Annotated in this window: 18 protein-coding genes; 2 read left to right on the top strand and 16 right to left on the bottom strand. The window is 30.6% G+C overall.

Annotated features, from left to right (window positions below):
* Positions 1 to 67: 67 nt before the first annotated feature.
* Complete coding sequence (locus HMPREF2937_RS06645) at positions 68 to 358, top strand: hypothetical protein (RefSeq protein ID WP_002480648.1); 291 nt, start codon at positions 68 to 70, stop codon at positions 356 to 358.
* Between the two features lie 73 nt (positions 359 to 431).
* Here the strand turns inward: HMPREF2937_RS06645 and HMPREF2937_RS06640 are convergent, their stop codons facing one another.
* From HMPREF2937_RS06640 to coaBC, 16 genes are all read right to left on the bottom strand, one after another.
* Positions 432 to 989, bottom strand: a complete 558-nt coding sequence (locus tag HMPREF2937_RS06640; protein WP_057511032.1) for a sugar transferase — start codon at positions 987 to 989, stop codon at positions 432 to 434.
* A 1-nt stretch (position 990) separates the two neighbouring features.
* The gene (locus HMPREF2937_RS06635; protein ID WP_057511031.1) at positions 991 to 1878 is read right to left on the bottom strand and encodes an NAD-dependent epimerase/dehydratase family protein; all 888 of its coding nucleotides are present in this window, start codon (positions 1876 to 1878) and stop codon (positions 991 to 993) included.
* Between the two features lie 3 nt (positions 1879 to 1881).
* Positions 1882 to 3036 (bottom strand): glycosyltransferase family 4 protein, encoded by a 1155-nt coding sequence (locus HMPREF2937_RS06630; protein ID WP_070864262.1) that lies wholly within the window; start codon positions 3034 to 3036, stop codon positions 1882 to 1884.
* Positions 3033 to 4001: an ATP-grasp fold amidoligase family protein gene (locus HMPREF2937_RS06625; protein WP_070864261.1), complete on the bottom strand. Its 969-nt coding sequence runs from the start codon at positions 3999 to 4001 to the stop codon at positions 3033 to 3035. The genes HMPREF2937_RS06630 and HMPREF2937_RS06625 overlap by 4 nt, the downstream gene beginning before the upstream one ends.
* Position 4002: 1 nt before the next feature.
* Positions 4003 to 5277, bottom strand: a complete 1275-nt coding sequence (locus HMPREF2937_RS06620) for a nucleotide sugar dehydrogenase (protein WP_070864260.1) — start codon at positions 5275 to 5277, stop codon at positions 4003 to 4005.
* Between the two features lie 164 nt (positions 5278 to 5441).
* Positions 5442 to 6455, bottom strand: coding sequence for an NAD-dependent epimerase (locus HMPREF2937_RS06615; RefSeq protein ID WP_070864259.1), 1014 nt, complete (start codon positions 6453 to 6455; stop codon positions 5442 to 5444).
* Positions 6452 to 7510 carry a glycosyltransferase gene (locus HMPREF2937_RS06610; protein WP_070864258.1) on the bottom strand — a complete coding sequence of 353 codons (1059 nt, stop codon included), beginning with the start codon at positions 7508 to 7510 and terminating at the stop codon, positions 6452 to 6454. Before HMPREF2937_RS06610 ends, HMPREF2937_RS06615 begins: the two co-directional genes overlap by 4 nt.
* Positions 7507 to 8892: a lipopolysaccharide biosynthesis protein gene (locus HMPREF2937_RS06605; RefSeq protein WP_070864257.1), complete on the bottom strand. Its 1386-nt coding sequence runs from the start codon at positions 8890 to 8892 to the stop codon at positions 7507 to 7509. The genes HMPREF2937_RS06610 and HMPREF2937_RS06605 overlap by 4 nt, the downstream gene beginning before the upstream one ends.
* On the bottom strand, positions 8879 to 10186 hold the full coding sequence (locus tag HMPREF2937_RS06600) for an O-antigen ligase family protein (protein ID WP_070864256.1): 1308 nt from the start codon (positions 10184 to 10186) through the stop codon (positions 8879 to 8881). Before HMPREF2937_RS06600 ends, HMPREF2937_RS06605 begins: the two co-directional genes overlap by 14 nt.
* 90 nt (positions 10187 to 10276) lie before the next feature.
* A complete protein-coding gene (locus HMPREF2937_RS06595; protein WP_070864255.1) occupies positions 10277 to 11047 on the bottom strand; it encodes a tyrosine-protein phosphatase in 771 nt (256 codons plus the stop codon).
* Positions 11044 to 11736: a polysaccharide biosynthesis tyrosine autokinase gene (locus tag HMPREF2937_RS06590; protein ID WP_070864254.1), complete on the bottom strand. Its 693-nt coding sequence runs from the start codon at positions 11734 to 11736 to the stop codon at positions 11044 to 11046. Before HMPREF2937_RS06590 ends, HMPREF2937_RS06595 begins: the two co-directional genes overlap by 4 nt.
* A gap of 15 nt (positions 11737 to 11751) precedes the next feature.
* Entirely contained in the window at positions 11752 to 12423 is a 672-nt protein-coding gene (locus tag HMPREF2937_RS06585; RefSeq protein WP_070864253.1) for a Wzz/FepE/Etk N-terminal domain-containing protein, read from the bottom strand.
* Between the two features lie 237 nt (positions 12424 to 12660).
* Positions 12661 to 12978: a hypothetical protein gene (locus HMPREF2937_RS06580; protein WP_023015733.1), complete on the bottom strand. Its 318-nt coding sequence runs from the start codon at positions 12976 to 12978 to the stop codon at positions 12661 to 12663.
* A gap of 188 nt (positions 12979 to 13166) precedes the next feature.
* Positions 13167 to 13799, bottom strand: coding sequence for an NAD(P)-dependent oxidoreductase (locus tag HMPREF2937_RS06575; protein ID WP_070864252.1), 633 nt, complete (start codon positions 13797 to 13799; stop codon positions 13167 to 13169).
* 302 nt (positions 13800 to 14101) lie between these two features.
* Positions 14102 to 16510 carry a primosomal protein N' gene (gene priA / locus HMPREF2937_RS06570; RefSeq protein ID WP_070864251.1) on the bottom strand — a complete coding sequence of 803 codons (2409 nt, stop codon included), beginning with the start codon at positions 16508 to 16510 and terminating at the stop codon, positions 14102 to 14104.
* Positions 16510 to 17721, bottom strand: coding sequence for a bifunctional phosphopantothenoylcysteine decarboxylase/phosphopantothenate--cysteine ligase CoaBC (gene coaBC, locus HMPREF2937_RS06565; RefSeq protein WP_070847722.1), 1212 nt, complete (start codon positions 17719 to 17721; stop codon positions 16510 to 16512). The genes priA and coaBC overlap by 1 nt, the downstream gene beginning before the upstream one ends.
* Before the next feature lie 216 nt (positions 17722 to 17937).
* On the opposite strand from coaBC, the gene HMPREF2937_RS06560 reads away from it, so the two are divergent.
* Positions 17938 to 18255 (top strand): thioredoxin family protein, encoded by a 318-nt coding sequence (locus HMPREF2937_RS06560; RefSeq protein WP_002480631.1) that lies wholly within the window; start codon positions 17938 to 17940, stop codon positions 18253 to 18255.
* Positions 18256 to 18289 lie beyond the last annotated feature (34 nt).

Raw genomic sequence — 18289 nt, 5'->3', positions numbered from 1 at the left:
GGGTAAAGTATTAATATTGTATAAATTTAGGGTTTATACGCGTATTGATTAAAGGTGGTGAATATTCTTGGATGATATCACACGTGATCAGGCATTCATCGTTGCGGTGTTGTATAAATATTATACAGAAAAACGTAACGCTGACATGACACCTGAACAAGCGAATGATTTCAAGGATTCTTATTCATTACAAGAAAACTATTTCTGTGATAAGGATCGAGACCCATTCTTAGACGATTTGAAAGTCTTATTTGATAAAGGATATGTAGACGGTAAATGGGACGGCACTAAAATTAATGATGTTCGCTTATCAGACAAAGGCTTTGATGAAGTGAACACGAACTTATTAAGTAAATAGAACAAACAGTAAAGCACATCTCAAGCGAGTGAGATGTGCTTTGTTTGTGTTATATATAATTATACTTCATTATTTAATGACTGACATTATCAGAAGTTATAACACCTTTCACTGTTTTGTATAAGATATACATATCTAATACAAATGATTGGTTTTCAACATAAAATTTATCATACTGAACTTTTTGATCATCTGTAATATTATCTCTTCCCATTACTTGTGCTAAACCTGTAATACCTGGTTTTACTGTATGAACATTCGCATTAGTTCGCTTTTCTATCAATTCATATTGATTATATAAAGCAGGTCTAGGTCCTACTACTGACATGTCGCCCTTAAGTATATTGAAAAGTTGTGGCAACTCATCTATTGAAGTTCTTCTAATGAATCTACCAGTTTTTGTGATAAAAACAGTAGCTTCAATTTTATCAGTTGCTAAATCTGGAGTATCAATCCTCATTGAACGGAATTTATAAATGTTGAAAATTTTATTATTAATTCCCGGACGTTTTTGTTTAAATATGACAGGCCCTTTAGACTCTGCTTTGATTAAGATAGAAGTAATGATAAGAACAGGAGATAAAATAATGATGCCCATAAAAGAACTAACATAATCGAACAACTTTTTCACTTTACTTTTCTCCTCTGTATTCTTTAATTTCAATTTCAATTCCCTCATCAAAACTTTCAGGATTATATCTAAAATCTTTTTCTGCTGCTAGATGAGTGAAATCTTTATCTTCCTTCATTCTTAAGATTTGTTCCTCATTCAAAGGAAATTTAGGAATTAACTTCTGAGCTAGTAAAACACTGTAATAAGAAATGAAAATCGGTATTTTTATTAGTGTAACTTTTTTATTCAATTTTTCTGCAATTGTTTTAACCAAGGTTTTATACTTAATTGGATATTTCCCTGATAAGTTATAATTTCTATTCACAGTCGTATTTTTGTTATCAATTACACTCATATATGCTTTAGCTAAATCTCGACCTGTTACAGGTTGCATTAAATTATTACCATTCCCAAAGATTGGAAAGACAGGATATTTATCAATAAATTTAACAAGTCGATACATATTTCTATCTCTTGCTGAACCAAAGATCATCGTAGGTCTTAAAATAGTCATTTTGATTTTATCACGCATAGTCAGTAGTTCATCTTCAATTTCGATATATTCAGCAGAAGCGGATTTAAATTTAGAGTATCGACCTGTTGTGTGAACAGCAATAACCCAGTCTACCTTATTTTTAACTGCAGCATTAAAAATATTTCTACTCATTTGAATACCAGCTATGTGTAATATAGTATCAATATTTCTTGTGATTTTTTCAGCAAATTCTTCACTTTTCAAATCTCCAACATGTTCAATAATATTCAAATTTTTTAAGTGATCAAATTCATTTTGAGATTCATTTCTTGTTACAACATGAACTTCGTTATATTTTTCAGGTTTATTATTTAAGTCTTCCAAAAACAGCTTTCCAGAATGACCTGTTGCACCTGTTACCAATAGGTTCATAATTTACACCTCCTGAGTTCTAATACTTCTCTTAAATATTTCAAGTTGTTTTTCTACAACTTTATTTTCATCATAAAGTGCTCTAGCCCTTGCTAAACCTGCATCTTTCATTTGATTTAACTTATTTGTATTGTTTGCTAATTCTGTAATGTATTTAGCAATATCTTCACTTGAATTAACTGGGAAAAGAAAACCAGTTTCTTCGTGAATAACTTCTTCTCTGGAACCACGAATATTAGTCGCTAAAACGGCATTTTTCATTGCCATAGCCTCAATAATAGAACGCGGCATCCCTTCACGATATGATGGTAAACAGAAAATGTCACTTATAAATAAATGTTCATTTACATTTTTAATTTGACCAGTAAAAATAATGTTTTCATTGCTTTCATACTTCTTAATTAACTCATAGGTCTCAATATCTCTTTCACCTTGTGGCAAGCTTCCTATTATTACAAACTTAACATTTTTTAAATCTAATTTATCATATGCTTCTAATAAATCGATTATTCCTTTTTCTTTAACAAGTCGACCAATAAACGAAACGACTAAATCATCCTTTTTAATACCATATTGTTCTCTTAATTTAATGTTTTGGTCATCATTAAAGTTATCAATATTAAATTTCTCATCAAGATCGATACCATTACTAATATGTACATAGTTCGACTCATTTTTTAGGAATTTATTATTTTTTGCAACCTCGTAATCTTCTAAGCTCTGGGTAAAAATATAATCAGTAAAGTATCTGCCAATATATTTTTCAATATTAAAGAACAACTTATATTTATTTTTAGACATTCCCTCATGGAAATAAAATCCATGAGCTGAGTAAATAATAGTCGGAACTTTAGCTATTTTAGCTGCTATTCTTCCTAAAACTGCAGCAACAGGTGTATGAACATGAACGATGTCGGGTTTAATAATTTTAAACGCCTTAACCATCATCATAATTGATTTTAAATTACTAATCGGATCAATTTTTCTATCTATTTTTATATCATGAAAATAGAAACCATTATTCTTAATTTCTTCTTCATATGGGCCTTTAGAGCAAATACAATGAACTTCATAGCCAGCATCTTTAGAAGCAACATTCAAAGGTGTCAAAAAGTTATTCATTGTCATATCGATTGCTGTTACTTGTGCTATTTTCAAGATTCCCTCTCCTTTTTTAAATGCTTATTATCAATTTTGGATAGATCTAATTTTTCACCATAGAAATACTCTAACTCAAGTGGATAAAGAACCATATTTCCCCCGTTAGGGAAAAACGTTATTTCCCCAAATAATATTTCACTTTCGTTTGATAAAAAATCAACTCTACAGAACGGGAAAGGCGCCGCTAAATCTTCTGCAATACTTATCATTTCGTTTAATCTTTTACTGAAAACATAATTAGAATCATCAAATGTTTGTCTTTTTACATACGTACGCAAATGATTAAATTTAGTATCATAAAGATTGAATTTAGAATTTTTGCTTTGGTTGCCACTAGCATCATTTATGCCTTTTACAACAGCAAAATATTCAACTTTTCCGTCAATCACAAAAAATTTATAATCATCGTAAATTGTCATATCTAAAAGTGGCTCAACCAGAATTCTAGGTTTTACATTTTTATAATTCCATTCTCTTGAGCGATTGTAATAATTGACCTTTTTTCCTTGCTCAAATAATTTTGCTACCCTTTTATAATCTGTGCATCCTTTAATGAAAGTTTGATTTATCCCTGAAGCATGTGTACTTTTCCAAAAAGTTTTTTCTGGTAATAGATTTAAATCAATATCGTCTACATTATCGAAAACACCAATAATCTTTCCTAGAATGTCACCATAACCCTTGTTTCTTACATAATTTCTAACTTCATATTTATCTGTACAAGTTGTCATTAAAGGGTTTCTATACATATATTTAATCCACAATATTTTTTCACAAAGCATTTTAGGATTATCCAAATCAACATTCAATCCAGTTTTTTGTTTTATATTCTTTTTCAGAAACTCCTTGTCAGATAATCTACTATAATATTTCATTCTTAAATAACTGAGGAATTCATATGCTTTTTTAGTCGGACCGCTATGCAGCTTTTTTTTCACTTTATTTTTAAAATTTACAAACATATTATAGTCTCCAAATACTTTGGTTTTCTTTTAATTCATCTTCTTGAATAATTCCTTTAATATCGAAAACAATACCATTATCTGAAAGTAAATCGAGATACTCAGATTTATTTTCAAGATAATCTCTATGAGGTACTGCAAAAATTAATGCATCAGTTTCTGGTAAATTTTCTTTAGAAACTAAATCAATATCATATAAAGCTTTAGCAGTTTCATTATCCGCTTCGACATCATTCACATTAATTTTCAATCCATAATCTTCTAATTCTCTTACAATATCAATGACTTTGGTATTTCTTAAGTCAGGACAGTTCTCTTTGAATGTAAGACCTAATAAATTAATAGATGCATTTTGAACATTGATGCCTTTTTTCAATAATTCTTTGATGATGTTAGAAGCAACATGTTTTGACATATTGTCATTAATTCTTCTACCTGCAAGAATAATTTCAGGATGGTGACCTAATTCTTGAGCTTTATGAGTTAAGTAGTAAGGATCTACACCAATACAGTGTCCACCTACTAAGCCTGGTTTAAAGTTTAAGAAGTTCCATTTCGTACCTGAAGCTGCAAGTACAGCGTTTGTATCAATACCTACTTTGTCGAAGATAACCGCAAATTCATTCATTAAAGCGATATTAACGTCACGTTGTGTGTTTTCAATAACTTTCGCTGCTTCTGCAACCTTGATAGATGGTGCTTTATGAACACCAGCTTTAACAACTGATCCATAAACATCAGCAACAATATCTAATACCTCAGGTGTTTGTCCAGAAACAACTTTAGTGATTGTTTCAAATGTATGTTCTTTATCTCCTGGGTTAATACGTTCTGGTGAATAACCCACAAAGAAGTCTTCTCCAGCTTTCAAACCTGAATTCTCTTCAAGAACTGGTACACATTCTTCTTCAGTTGCGCCAGGATATACTGTAGATTCAAACACAACTATCGTACCTTTTTTCAATGCTTTACCTACAGTTTTACTTGCGCTGATTAATGGCGTTAAGTCAGGTTGATTATGTTTATTGATTGGAGTTGGTACCGCTACAATAATAAAATCAGCTTGACTTAAAGTATCAATACTATCTGTAAATTCAACATCTGATTCTTTCAAATCTTCAGTTGTTACTTCGTTTGTTCTATCGTGATTTTCTTTTAACTCTTTAATTCTTTTCGGATTAATATCAAAACCGATTACTGAATTCTTTTTTCCAAATGCTACCGCTACCGGTAAGCCTACATATCCTAATCCAACAACTGCTATCTTTCTATCCAAAACAATTCCCCTTTTCTATTTCTCTGAGTTATTTTAAGTTTATTCTAAGTGTAATTTTACAATATATAAAAATATATGGACTTTACATATAAAAATGGTAGTCTTTTTAAAGATTAATAAAAAACCACAAAAAACCCAATGATTTCAATTAAGATACTCTTCTTCTATCCTTTATTAACAGAATAATAATCTAAATACCAATCAATAAAGTTATTTACACCATCTTGAATAGTTGTTTCTGGTTTGAAATCAATATCACGGAATAAATCATCTACATTTGCATAAGTTTCTGGAACATCACCTGGTTGTAAATCCATATAGTTTTTCTTAGCTGTTTTGTTGAGTTTATTTTCTATCGCCTCAACAAATTCCATTAATCTTACCGGGCTGTTGTTACCAATATTGTAAATTTTGTACGGTGCATATGACGAACTTGGATCTGGATTAGCTCCACTCCATTTTGGATTTGGTTGAGCTGGACGTTTAACCAATCGACTGATTGCTTCGACAATATCGTCTACATAAGTAAAATCTCTCATCATATTGCCATGATTATAAACATCAATTGTTTCGTCATTAACAATTGCTTTTGTGAATTTGAAAAGGGCCATATCCGGTCTTCCCCATGGGCCATAAACTGTGAAGAATCTTAATCCCGTTGTAGGTAAATTGTATAAATGGCTGTATGTGTGTGCCATTAATTCATTGGATTTCTTTGTTGCGGCATATAAACTTAGAGGATGATCTATGTTGTCTGAAGTTGAAAATGGCTTAGAAGTATTAGCACCATAAACTGAACTAGATGAAGCATAAATTAAATGTTTAATATTGTAGTGTCTGCAACATTCAAGAATGTTAACAAACCCTACAATATTTGAATCAATGTAAGCTCTTGGATTTTCTAGGCTATATCTTACACCTGCTTGTGCAGCTAGGTTAACAACAACATCAGGATGTTGTTGCTTGAAAATTTCTTCTAACTTATCTGCATCTTCTAAAGTTACTTTGTAAAATGTGAAATTATTATCTCCGATTGATTCCAATCTATCTTCTTTTAATTTTGGATCATAATAATCATTGATGTTATCAACACCGATAATTTCATGACCTTGTGAAATCAATTTTTTAGATAAGTGTGAGCCTATAAAACCGGCTGCACCTGTAATTAAAATTTTCATTGTTTATCCTCCAATTTTTGTTTGTAATATTCCAGATATTTATTAACTATAACGTTCATAGAAAAATTATCATTAATTCTTTTATATGCTTTTTGTGATTTTAAATTCAAGTCATTTTGGTGAGCATAGATATAATTCAGCGTCCTTAGAAGCGAGTTAATGTTTGATTGTATTTTATAACCCGTTTCTCCTATTATTTTATAGCTCTCACCAGCATCTGTAGTAACAACTGGTACACCAATTGACATTGCTTCACCAATAACATTTGGAAACCCTTCACTTTTTGATGTCAAAATTAATACATTAATATCATCGTAAAGTTCAAATGGGTTTTTCATTTCTCCGTACCAAGAAAACTTATTCTTGTTATTTCGATTAATATATTTTGAAAATTTATCAAAGCTCATTCCTTTTCCAGCAATCTTCAATTCTACATTCTTATTACTTGAAAATTCATTAAACCCCTCAATAAGCAATTCTTGATTTTTAATTTTATGATATCTCCCTACATATCCAAATGTTAATTTTTCATTCTTATTTGGTTCTTTATATTTATAATTTTTCATCATAAATCCATTTGGTATGACAATTGAATCGTTAAATATTAAACCTGCATTTCTATACTCATTATAAGAAGATTCAGAAACAAATATTGTGCCGTCAGAATGCTCAAAAAATTTATTCAAAAATAATCGTTCAATTAAATTGTATTTTTTGTTTATACCATTTCTAAAGTTCAATAATGTTATTACATTTTTATTAAGATATTTTAATATTGGCGCATATAAATTTGATTTCATCCATGTTTGTAAAATATCAGGCTTAATTTTCTTCACGATCTTGTTTATAAAATAAGGAGTTATTATCTTAGTTAGAATATTGTTCTTTAAATCTAATGAGATAACTTTAACGTTTTCATTTAATTCATAATGACGTTTTGATTTTAGAAGTGTTATTATAATGTGCTGGTTACTATTATCGTTATTTACTATATTTGATAGCATTCTTTCTGCACCACCACTTTCTAAACTTGTTATTATATGTAGTATTTTCAATTATTTCCCTCCTTACTATTAACAAAAAATCTTTTTTTCATTAGGTATGTCAATATCAAAATTTGAAGTAAAATTAGTAATAATGATTTTACTAATATTGTAATATACACGTTTCCTGTATCTATAAATACTGTTGCTAGTATTCCTATTATCATAATAATGACTGAAACCCAAATTCTTTTTGGGAAAAAGTTAATTTGAAAGTCTTTTGCTATTAATTTATATAATAAAATATTGGAAGTGAAAAATGCGATCATTCCAGAAATAGCAGCACTAATTAATCCAATTCTAGGTAATAGTATTAAATTTAATACTATATTAATCACTACAGCAACTCCTGCTGGTATAAATATCAATTTAGTATCTTCCATCATTTGAATTGCTTGACCATATACAAATGAATTGATTCCATGAATAAATGTTAAAATGACAATCATTACAATTATTATCCAACTAGTGCTATAACCAAACCTTTCAAACACTTTAGTCATGTCTGTTGATATAGTTATAAACACTCCTAATATTGGCAATGAAATTATATATAAAATTAAAATATATTTATTAAATTCTCCAATTCTTTGTTTCAAACTTTTTAACTTAAGTATTCTTGGTAAAGAAGCCATACCTAATGCACCCATTACCATATATAAAGAATTGTGTACAAAGTCATAAACTAAAGAGTAATCTCCTGTCCGTGTCACTCCTAATTGATAACTAATCATAAATTTATCAATATTTTGAAGCAAAACTCCTAATGCAAAAGATACAGTTAATGGTATACCATAATAAGCAAATTTATGGATTAATTTTTTTTTAACGTTATAATTTATTTGCTTTTCTCTATGCATAAAAAAGTATACATTAGAAAGTATTATGCCAAGACAAAAGCTTAATAATGCATGCTCGAGTCTTATATTTACACCTATGCTCCATAATGTTAATAAACCTACTACATAAACGAAGTTCTTAATTAAATTGCCATATAAAACTACTTTAGGCATAATTCTCGCTCTATAGTAGTTATTGAGAAATTCATTGGCAATAAAATTCATTAAAATCAATTCAATTAACACTATGTTAATTAAATTAAAGTTCATGATATATAATATTGGCATTATAAAGATACAAATCACAACAATTAAAACTATTTGAGAAGTGATTGCTGTGCCTACTAAATCCTTATACTCATTATAGTATCGGAGCATACCAGATCTTATCCATTGTGATGTTATAATATTCACTAGTCCAATCGATAAAATAATAATACTAAAATAACCATAATCCTTTGCATTCATATTAGTTAAATACATAAATAATATGGCGAAACTTAATATAGCTGGTAAACCTTTAGAGAGTAGATAATATACACTATCCTTGACCATTAACAACAACCTCTTTATCGTATAATATTACTAAGCTAAATAACGTAATACCAAATGTATGATAATACGAAATGAAAAATTGACCAAAGAAAGCAGAAATTATAACCACTAGAAATGGAAGTAAAATAATCGCTTTAGCTTTACTATTCAATAACCATAATTTAGAGGTGAATATAATATACGCAAAAAGTAAAATAACAATAATCAAACCTATTATTCCCCATATAGATAAAACTTCAAGTAAAACATTATGGGTTGATTGAGTGATTGTATAATCTATTTTAGAAAACTTGTCCATATAATTTTGCATACCGACCCCAAACAATAAAATCATTCCATTACTTAATAAAATCATTAAATATTGTGTATATATTGTGAACCTAGATCCTGTAATATCATTTGAATCAAATAGTCTGCTATAGAGAGAATCCATCAACCCTTCGTTAAAAATTAACACACCTATAAATATTGATAATATAATCCCAAACATAATTATAGGAAATATTTTTTTGTCTAAGATACTAAAAAACAGGTAAATAATCAAAATCAAACCTAATACAAGTAAAAATGTTCTTGATAAGGTTAATAAACCAACAATAGAAATTGATACTAATACACCCAGATACCATATATTAAAAGAAATTTTTCCAAAATAATTAAAACTTAATACCATTGTAATTATAAAAGCACAATACTTACCAACTGTATTAGGATTTATAATTAAGCCAGCCATTTCATCTTCTCGTTTGTGTGGCACAAATCCAAACCTTCTTATTTCGTTAAAGAAATCACTAATATTGTATTTAAATATATAAATTCCAGTAGTTATCAATATAAAACCCATTACGCCAAAAATCAGTAAATTAAAAGTACCTTTAACATCAATCGATTTGCTAAAAGTTTCTATAAATCCAAAAAGCAATATACATGCCGCAAAACCAAGTAGTTTTATTATACTCTCATCAAGTCCTGTATTGACGTTAATGAATACATGTGCGCTTTCTATTAAAATTATAAGGAATATTAAGATGAAGGCTTTATTCAATTGAATTTCTTTTCTAAAATGGATGATTAAAAATATTAAGAATAAGATATTGACTAAATACAAAATAGCTCCGCTAGATAACGGTATTAGATATAAATATAACCCCATTAATTGACTGGTGTTTACAAGCAAAAATGCAGTGATGCATAAAAAAGCAAACACAAGTGTTGGTATCGGACTAACTACTTCACTTATAAATTGAAATAAAAATATAAGGAATAGATTAATGTAAAATAAAGTTTTTTTCATATCTTTCCTTTCCTTTACATATGTATTACTTTATGAAATTCTAATTAAAGCTTACTTAAACTTTCATTTTAAAAAGTAATACCGCTAATTTTATTTGGAAAAAAGTCCAAATATTTTCTTCCTTTTATACTCGATTGGTCTCAATTTGTTTATCCTTCTGTTACGGATCAATCTTTCATTATTCATATACAGTTTATTAATCTCTGTTTCATAATTTTTTAATTTTTTATTCTGAAACAAACTAACCGCTTTAAAGGGACGTGTGCTAGTATTATGGGCATCTGATGCAATAAAATGAACTAAATTATGTTCTAATAAATCAATAGAAATTTTTTGTAATTTTTTCCCCATATCTCCAGATAAAGACGAAACAGTTATTTGACTTAATGCACCTATGTTTATTAATCCATACAATAAATTAATATCTTGAGCTATTAATTTATTTCTTTCAGGATGTACTATTACTGGAGTATATCCTCTCGTCTGTACTTCATAAATTAATCTTTGTATATAATTCGGTATACTATTCGAAGGTAATTCCAGCAATAAATAGCTAGAATAGTTTATACCTTTAACTCTACCGTGATCCAAATCAACCAATAACTGATCACTCACTCTAATCTCTTGACCTGGATAAATTGTAATACCCATTTCTTTGATTAATTCATTATTATTTATTTCATTAACATATTTTTCGACTTCGCTAAAATCATTATTATATCTATGATGCAAATGATGCGGAGTAGCAACAATCCCTTTAATATTTTGCGAAGCTGCTTGTCTAATCAAAGCAATCATTTCTTCTTCATTCTTTGGTCCATCATCTATATTAGGAATTATATGGTTATGAATATCAATCATTGTTCTTCTCCATAGTATGCATAATAGCTTGATGACTTGTCTTGGTCTGTTTTATTTAAAACAACACCCAATACTTTGGCCCCTGTTTTTTGAATTAATTCTTTACTTTTTAAAACTGATCTACGATCGTTATTTTTAACATTTACAACTAGAGCTACATAGCCACTGATTTCTGCATAGAGTTGTGCATCTGTGACAGTATTAACTGGAGGAGTGTCTATAATTATAAAATCATATATTTCATTTAACTCTTCTAAAAGTTTTTGAAACTGTAGTGAACCAATCAATTCGGAAGGATTCGGCGGAATGGGGCCAGAAGTTATTAAATCCAAACTAGTAACTTCTGTATTATTAACCGCTTTTTCAATGTAAGATTTATTTATAATCAAATTTGAAAGTCCGTCAATATTTGGAACATTAAATATATAATGCTGGGTTGGCTTTCTCATATCGCCATCAATCAGTAATGTCTTATAACCAGCTTGCGCATAAGCTATCGCTATATTTGCAGAAACTAGTGATTTTCCTACTGTTGGTTGTTCTGATGTAATAACTAATGTTTTTACGTCGTTACCTGCTGTAGAAAACATGATATTTGTTCTAATTCCTCTAAACTTTTCACTAATAACTGATTTTGGGCTATTATGAGTGATTAAGGAATCAGTAAATGTTTCTTTTTTCTTCTTCATCTTCAAACCTCTCCTTTATTTACGATTATCAAATTCAGGAATTGAGCCTAAAACTGGTAAATCCAATATTTCTTCTACATCTTCTTCAGTTTTGATTCTTCGGTCCATGACTTCAATTAATATTATTAATATTACTGCAATAACTAATCCAATAAACACACTAATAATAATGTTTACAAATGGTTTCGGTGCTACTTTTTTGGCATCCTCTGCTTTTGATAGTGTAGAAACGTTATTAATACTCATAATTTGGCTCGCATCTTCACTAAATACTTTTGAAATTGTATTTGCCACTTTCATAGCATCTTTTTTACTCTTAGCTTCAACTGTTATGTTCATTATTTGAGATTCTGCTTGATTATTTACAGTTAGCATGCTCGAAATTTCTTTGGTTGAATATTTACCTTTCATCTTTTTTGAAACTTCATCTAATATTCTAGGACTTTTAATAATTTCTGAGTATGTTTTAACAAGTTGAATATTTGATTGAACTTGTTGGGCCATCATGTCGTTATTCGATTCTTTTTGATTAACAAGAACTTGCGTGGTAGCTGAATATTTCGGTTGAATTACCAAAAAACTCAATATTAAACTTAACAACAAAAATATTAAGGGTAATATCAGTAACAGCCTTATATGTTTTTTTAATGCTGCCATTACTTTACCTAAATCAGTAGATTTTTCCATAGTAACCTCCAAGTATGTATATTACATATTACTTAACGTATATTTTACATTATATAGGATAACATGACGGTTTTGAAACAAATTTTAAATATTTTTACAATCAAAATCAGATTGTAATATTTTTTAATACAACCTACAAAATTATAACAATTACTGAGAGCACCAAAAGTTGTTTGTTACAGGACATAGTTCTTAATAAAAAAGCACCTACCAAGATTTCTTAGTAGATGCTTTAAACTATTGTAAAATAATAAAGAAAACAATAACAAATATGCTTACAATGAACCTTACACTTTGTGCTAAAAAGATGATTTTCCCAAAAGTTCTCTTTTGATAGATACCTATGCCTACTTGGATCATCGCAAACCCAATGATTAAAAGAATCAGAGCTGGTATGAAATTAGCAATTAAAGCTCCGATATCTAACAATAAGCTTCCTACTATTAAGAGGATCATTGTAATTTTAGGTGTTTTCGGATTACGTGCTAACATTAATATCGCAGATAAAAATGTGAAAACTGAAAATGCTATGATAAACGTTTTGAGCAGAATCATAAAATCACTCCTTGATTCCTTATTATACATGAAAATAATCATTACAATATCAAAAAAGGGATATTAACTTACAGTTACCTATATAAAATATATACACCTGTACAAGTTAGTGCATTCGTAATAATAAAACCTCATTAAAAGCAATAGAAAGTTAAATTGCTTTTAATGAGGTTGCTTTTTATTATCAGTTAACCAGAAACTACTGTGATACCTTGGTTTGGATATTGATTATTTTCAGCTTCATCTATAAATGCGTTACTAAAATCACTGTACGATACATAAGATTTATTTTTTGAGTTATAAATAATTGTATCAGTACCCAATTTATAATCGTTGGTTTCTGGACCATTAAAATCAAACATGCTTGCAGGACTTACAAACGTCCAGTCTTTTAGTTTGTCTTGCGCTGCTAGAATATCATAAGCTTCAGCCATTTTTATTGCTGATTCTTTTACAGCCTCTGGGATATTTGGATTATCCGCCACTCTTGTTGTTTTACTATCATCTATAAACAATCTACCTGTTCCACCAACAAACATTAGTTTCACATCTATACCAGCTAGAATATCAATAAGGTGATTGGTCATTTGAATATATAATTCTTCTTTCCCTTTTGGTGCGCCAAATGCGACGAATACTGCATCAAAACCTTCTAAATCTTCACGAGTAATATCTAATATGTCTTTTTCTACATATGGAACATCAAATTGTAATTTATTATGATTTCTGACAAACGCAGTAACTTCATGGCTTCTCTCTAACGCTTTTTCAGTTAAGATTGTTCCTTGTTTACCCGTTGCGCTTATGATTGCTATTTTCATCGTTTCATCATCCCCTTTTGAAAATTAATTATAACTTTGATACTTTACTTACTTTTAACAGTATTGTGCCTAATAAAGACTCCTTAATCGTATATCTATATGAAGTTCGTAAGCAGATAAGCATTTATAATTTAATTTATTTTACACCACTTTTTGTATAGTACGCAATAATAAAGAACTTTCAAAAAGTGTTACACTTATACATTGATGTTGGCTGAAAATAAAAAGATAAGTGACAATCTAAAAAGCATCTAATACTTCCTAAATCATCACTTATCCTTGATTTTATGCTATTTTATTCACTACATCATGACATAAGGGTTTATGTCTATCTTTAATGAAAGCTTATCTTTTTGATAGCGTTCATGATAGTAATCATCTAAATATTGAAGTGCTTTGTGTAATTCGGGTTCACTTTTGTATTTGACTAGAACTTGGAAACGAAATTCTCTATTAATTCTAGCGATAGCTGCTGGTGATGGTCCTAAAATCAAAGCCCGATCCGTAAGATGTTGTAATAATATTTTATGAACATGTGCAGCTGCTTGCATAACTTCTTTCATATTTTGGTGAGAAATCGTAAAGTTAATCAAGAAATAGTATGGTGGATACTTACCAATTTGTCTGTATTTCATTTCTTTATGATAGAACGATAAATAATCATTAAGCTGGACATCTTGTATCGCATAATGATCAGGATTATAAGTTTGAATAATAACCTTACCTTCTTTTTCATGACGTCCTGCACGCCCTGCTACTTGAGTCAATAATTGGAAAGTTCTTTCACTGGAACGAAAATCTGGTAAGTTCAACATAGTATCAGCGTTTAACACACCGACAAGTGTAATATTTGGGAAATCCAACCCTTTCGCAATCATTTGAGTACCGAGCAGAATATCCCCTTTACCATCTCCGAAGTCATTCAATAACTTCTCATGTGCACCTTTTCGTGATGTTGTATCTGCGTCCATACGAATAATCTTCGCATTTTTAAATTCACGATTTAAAAGTTCTTCAACACGTTGGGTACCAGTTCCCATTTGACGAATATGTTCACTTTCGCAGTTTGGACATTTATTAGGCGGTGTTTCTTCATAACCACAATAGTGACATTTCAATTTATCGCTAGATTTATGGTAGGTCAATGAAATATCGCAGTTTGGACATTGCGGTACATGACCACAGTCTCGGCATAATATAAATGAAGAATAACCACGTTGATTTAGGAACAGTACAATTTGTTCATTGCGAGATAAACGGTCTTGAATTGCTTCTCGCAATTCTGTCGAAAACATTGACCGGTTACCATTTGCTAATTCTTCACGCATATCTACAATATCAATTTCAGGTAATGGTTGATTATTCACACGATCAGGTAAGCTTAATAAGTGATAAACTCCCTTTTCAGCACGTGCATATGATTCAAGACTTGGTGTCGCACTACCTAAAATTAATGGACATTGATGGTATTTTGCGCGCCATAATGCAATTTCTTTCGCATGATAACGAGGATAATCTTCTTGTTTATATGTTGCCTCATGTTCTTCATCAATAATAATCATACCCAGATTTTTAAATGGTGCAAAAACACTAGAACGCGCGCCTACACTTACACGTGCACGACCATCACGTATTTTTTGCCACTCATCATAACGTTCGCCTTTTGAAAGACCAGAATGCAATACTGCAACTTCATCACCAAATCTACGTTTAAAACGTAAAACCATTTGTGGTGTTAAAGCAATTTCTGGAACTAACATCATAGCCTGTTGATTTTTTTCTAGAACAGCTTCTATCGTTTGAAGATAAACTTCAGTTTTACCAGAACCTGTTACACCATGTAATAAGAAAGTCTCTTGTTTTTCTTCATCAATAACCTTTTTAATCTCATCGTAAGCGATTTGTTGGCTTGGAGTGAGTTGTCGTTTTTCTTCTTGTTCAAATACTCTTGATGCATATGGGTCACGTTCTACTATGGCATCATACTTCTCTACAAAACCATTACGTTCCAATGTTTTAGCACTTGAAGCTGATAACCCTACTTCTTCAAGTTCTTTTAAAGGAACATCTCTATTTTGTGCATCTAGCAAGTAAGCATAAACATCATATTGTTTAGGGTGTCGTTCTAACATTGCTAAAACTTCATCTGGTTGATGATCATCTCTTATTCGTATTGCACGTTGTGTTTTTTTCTTTGTATTTTGAGACAGTAACGTTTCTTCTCTAACGATACCTTCTTCTAATAAAGGAACTAAATGTTTTAAATCACCATTTTGTTGAGCAGCTTTATAAGCATAACGCCCTTCTTTATTAAAGCGTTTTAAAATGTCATCTGGTATTGATTCATCTTCTACAATTTCAAACACTTTGGTATATCTTGCTTTAATAGCGCTTGGTAACATGGCTTCTAAAATAGAAATACGTTTCGTGACATGATATTTACCATACCAGGCGCTTAAATCAACTAATTCAGGTGTCAGTTCTGGTTTGATATCTTGAATTTCTTGGATTTCTTTTAGTTTAGATAAATCTAGTTCTGGATCTGGTTCCTCAGCTATTTCCATAACATACCCTTGAATGGTTCTGTACCCAAAGGGTACAACGACTCGTACACCAACTTGAATAATGGGTACGAGTCGCTCTGGTATTTTATAGTCAAAGGTAAAGTCTACGTTTTTAGCTGGGACATCTACAATTACCTTTGCATACATTATTTCCACCTACGTTCTAATTCTTCTAAGATTCTTCCAGCAAGCTGCTGTTTCTTACCTTTCTCTATATTAACTGCTTCGTCATTTTTGAAGTATAATGTGACTTCATTATCATCAGAACTGAAACCGATAGATGTGTCTCCTACGTTATTCGCAATAATCACATCTGCATTCTTTTTCTCTAATTTAGCTTTTGCATATTTTTCAATATCTTGTGTTTCAGCTGCAAAGCCAATTAATTTTTGATGCGATTTATGCTCACCTAAATATTTCAATATATCTTTAGTTCGTGTAAATGAAATGGTTAAATCTCCATCTTGTTTTTTCATTTTATGTTCCAGTTTTTCTGATGGTTTGTAATCTGAAACTGCAGCCGTTTTAAAGACAAAGTCCTGAGCATCAAAACGTTCAACTACTGCGTTAAACATATCTTCCGCACTAGTTACAGGTACAAAGTCCACATTTTCTGGTGGCGTTAAGCTTGTTGGACCACTCACTAAAGTTACTTTAGCGCCTCTCTTTTGTAATGCATCAGCAAGTGCATATCCCATTTTTCCTGATGCTCTATTAGACACAAAACGTACAGGATCAATAACTTCGACCGTCGGTCCTGCTGTAACTAAGGCATGTTTACCATTGAACCAATCACTCTCATTGATGACTGATTGATTATTATTTTGTTCCATCGTTTGGCGCATGAATGCCATGATATCCAATGGTTCCATCATACGGCCCTTCGCTACATAGCCGCAGGCTAAAAAGCCTTCACCAGGTTCGGCGAAATGATATCCATCTTCAGTCAATACTTGCATGTTTGCTTGTACTCTTGGATTTTCATACATATGCACATTCATAGCAGGAGCAACAAATTTAGGAACAGTCGTCGCTAATAAAGTTGAAGTAATCATATCGTCAGCAATACCGTTTGCTAATTTACCGATAATATTGGCAGTTGCTGGTGCAATAATCACTGCGTCTGCCCAATCACCTAACGCTATATGTTGAATTTCAGCTGGATTTTCTTCTTTAAATGTACTCGTGTATACAGGATTACGACTGATTGCTTGGAAAGCAAGCGGTGTCACAAACTCTTGTGCATGTTCAGTCAGCATTACACGTACGTCATACCCTGCTTGTGTTAATTTACTTGTTAAATCAATCGCTTTATAAGCTGCAATACCACCCGATACTGCTAATAAAATATTCTTCATCGCAATCTTTGCCTCCAAGTTTATTCTCTCTTTATGTATACGGCTTAATATTAAAAAATGAGTCCAAATGAAATGGCCTCATAATTCATCAATCATTTTATATTTTAACACTCTAGGTCAAAAAAGTCCTTTGCTTTGCAAAGCAATAAAGTTGATTCTCTACCTCTATCCGCGTAAGATAGCTTTCGATACAGACAATAGAAAGAAGGTTTGAAGATGGAGACTTTAAAGCAATATGATGATATTACACAACGCATTGAATCAGAAAATAAATTCTTATTATATGTCATGGCGAATGGTTGCTCAGTCTGCCATGCAGACCAACCTAGAGTAGAAAAATTAGTAAATCAGTTAGAAATACCTGCAGCACAAATTATTGTAAATGATATTCCTGAAGCTGCTGGTCAACTCTCGCTCTTTACTGCGCCTGTCGTCATTCTTTTTAATAATGGAAGAGAATTTCATAGACAAGCACGTATTATAGATTTCGATCAGTTAGAACGTTCTATGGAGCAATTGAAGATGTCTTATTAAATGAAAAACAACCTTTAAAGCAGTTTTTTTGCCT

Origin of the sequence: Staphylococcus sp. HMSC061G12 (assembly GCF_001838465.1) — a bacterium.
Taxonomy (GTDB): Bacteria; Bacillota; Bacilli; order Staphylococcales; family Staphylococcaceae; genus Staphylococcus; species Staphylococcus simulans.
This window is presented reverse-complemented; position numbering and strand designations above follow the sequence as displayed.

Excerpts from the sequence above, each read along its gene's own strand:
- HMPREF2937_RS06590 (WP_070864254.1), bottom strand. The coding sequence starts at position 11,736 with ATGAAGAAGAAAAAAGAAACATTTACTGATTCCTTAATCACTCATAAT.
- priA (WP_070864251.1), bottom strand. The coding sequence starts at position 16,510 with ATGTATGCAAAGGTAATTGTAGATGTCCCAGCTAAAAACGTAGACTTT.
- coaBC (WP_070847722.1), bottom strand. The coding sequence starts at position 17,721 with ATGAAGAATATTTTATTAGCAGTATCGGGTGGTATTGCAGCTTATAAA.
- HMPREF2937_RS06585 (WP_070864253.1), bottom strand. The coding sequence starts at position 12,423 with ATGGAAAAATCTACTGATTTAGGTAAAGTAATGGCAGCATTAAAAAAA.
- HMPREF2937_RS06635 (WP_057511031.1), bottom strand. The coding sequence starts at position 1,878 with ATGAACCTATTGGTAACAGGTGCAACAGGTCATTCTGGAAAGCTGTTT.
- HMPREF2937_RS06580 (WP_023015733.1), bottom strand. The coding sequence starts at position 12,978 with ATGATTCTGCTCAAAACGTTTATCATAGCATTTTCAGTTTTCACATTT.
- HMPREF2937_RS06625 (WP_070864261.1), bottom strand. The coding sequence starts at position 4,001 with ATGTTTGTAAATTTTAAAAATAAAGTGAAAAAAAAGCTGCATAGCGGT.
- HMPREF2937_RS06575 (WP_070864252.1), bottom strand. The coding sequence starts at position 13,799 with ATGAAAATAGCAATCATAAGCGCAACGGGTAAACAAGGAACAATCTTA.
- HMPREF2937_RS06605 (WP_070864257.1), bottom strand. The coding sequence starts at position 8,892 with ATGGTCAAGGATAGTGTATATTATCTACTCTCTAAAGGTTTACCAGCT.
- HMPREF2937_RS06615 (WP_070864259.1), bottom strand. The coding sequence starts at position 6,455 with ATGAAAATTTTAATTACAGGTGCAGCCGGTTTTATAGGCTCACACTTA.
- HMPREF2937_RS06600 (WP_070864256.1), bottom strand. The coding sequence starts at position 10,186 with ATGAAAAAAACTTTATTTTACATTAATCTATTCCTTATATTTTTATTT.
- HMPREF2937_RS06560 (WP_002480631.1), top strand. The coding sequence starts at position 17,938 with ATGGAGACTTTAAAGCAATATGATGATATTACACAACGCATTGAATCA.
- HMPREF2937_RS06595 (WP_070864255.1), bottom strand. The coding sequence starts at position 11,047 with ATGATTGATATTCATAACCATATAATTCCTAATATAGATGATGGACCA.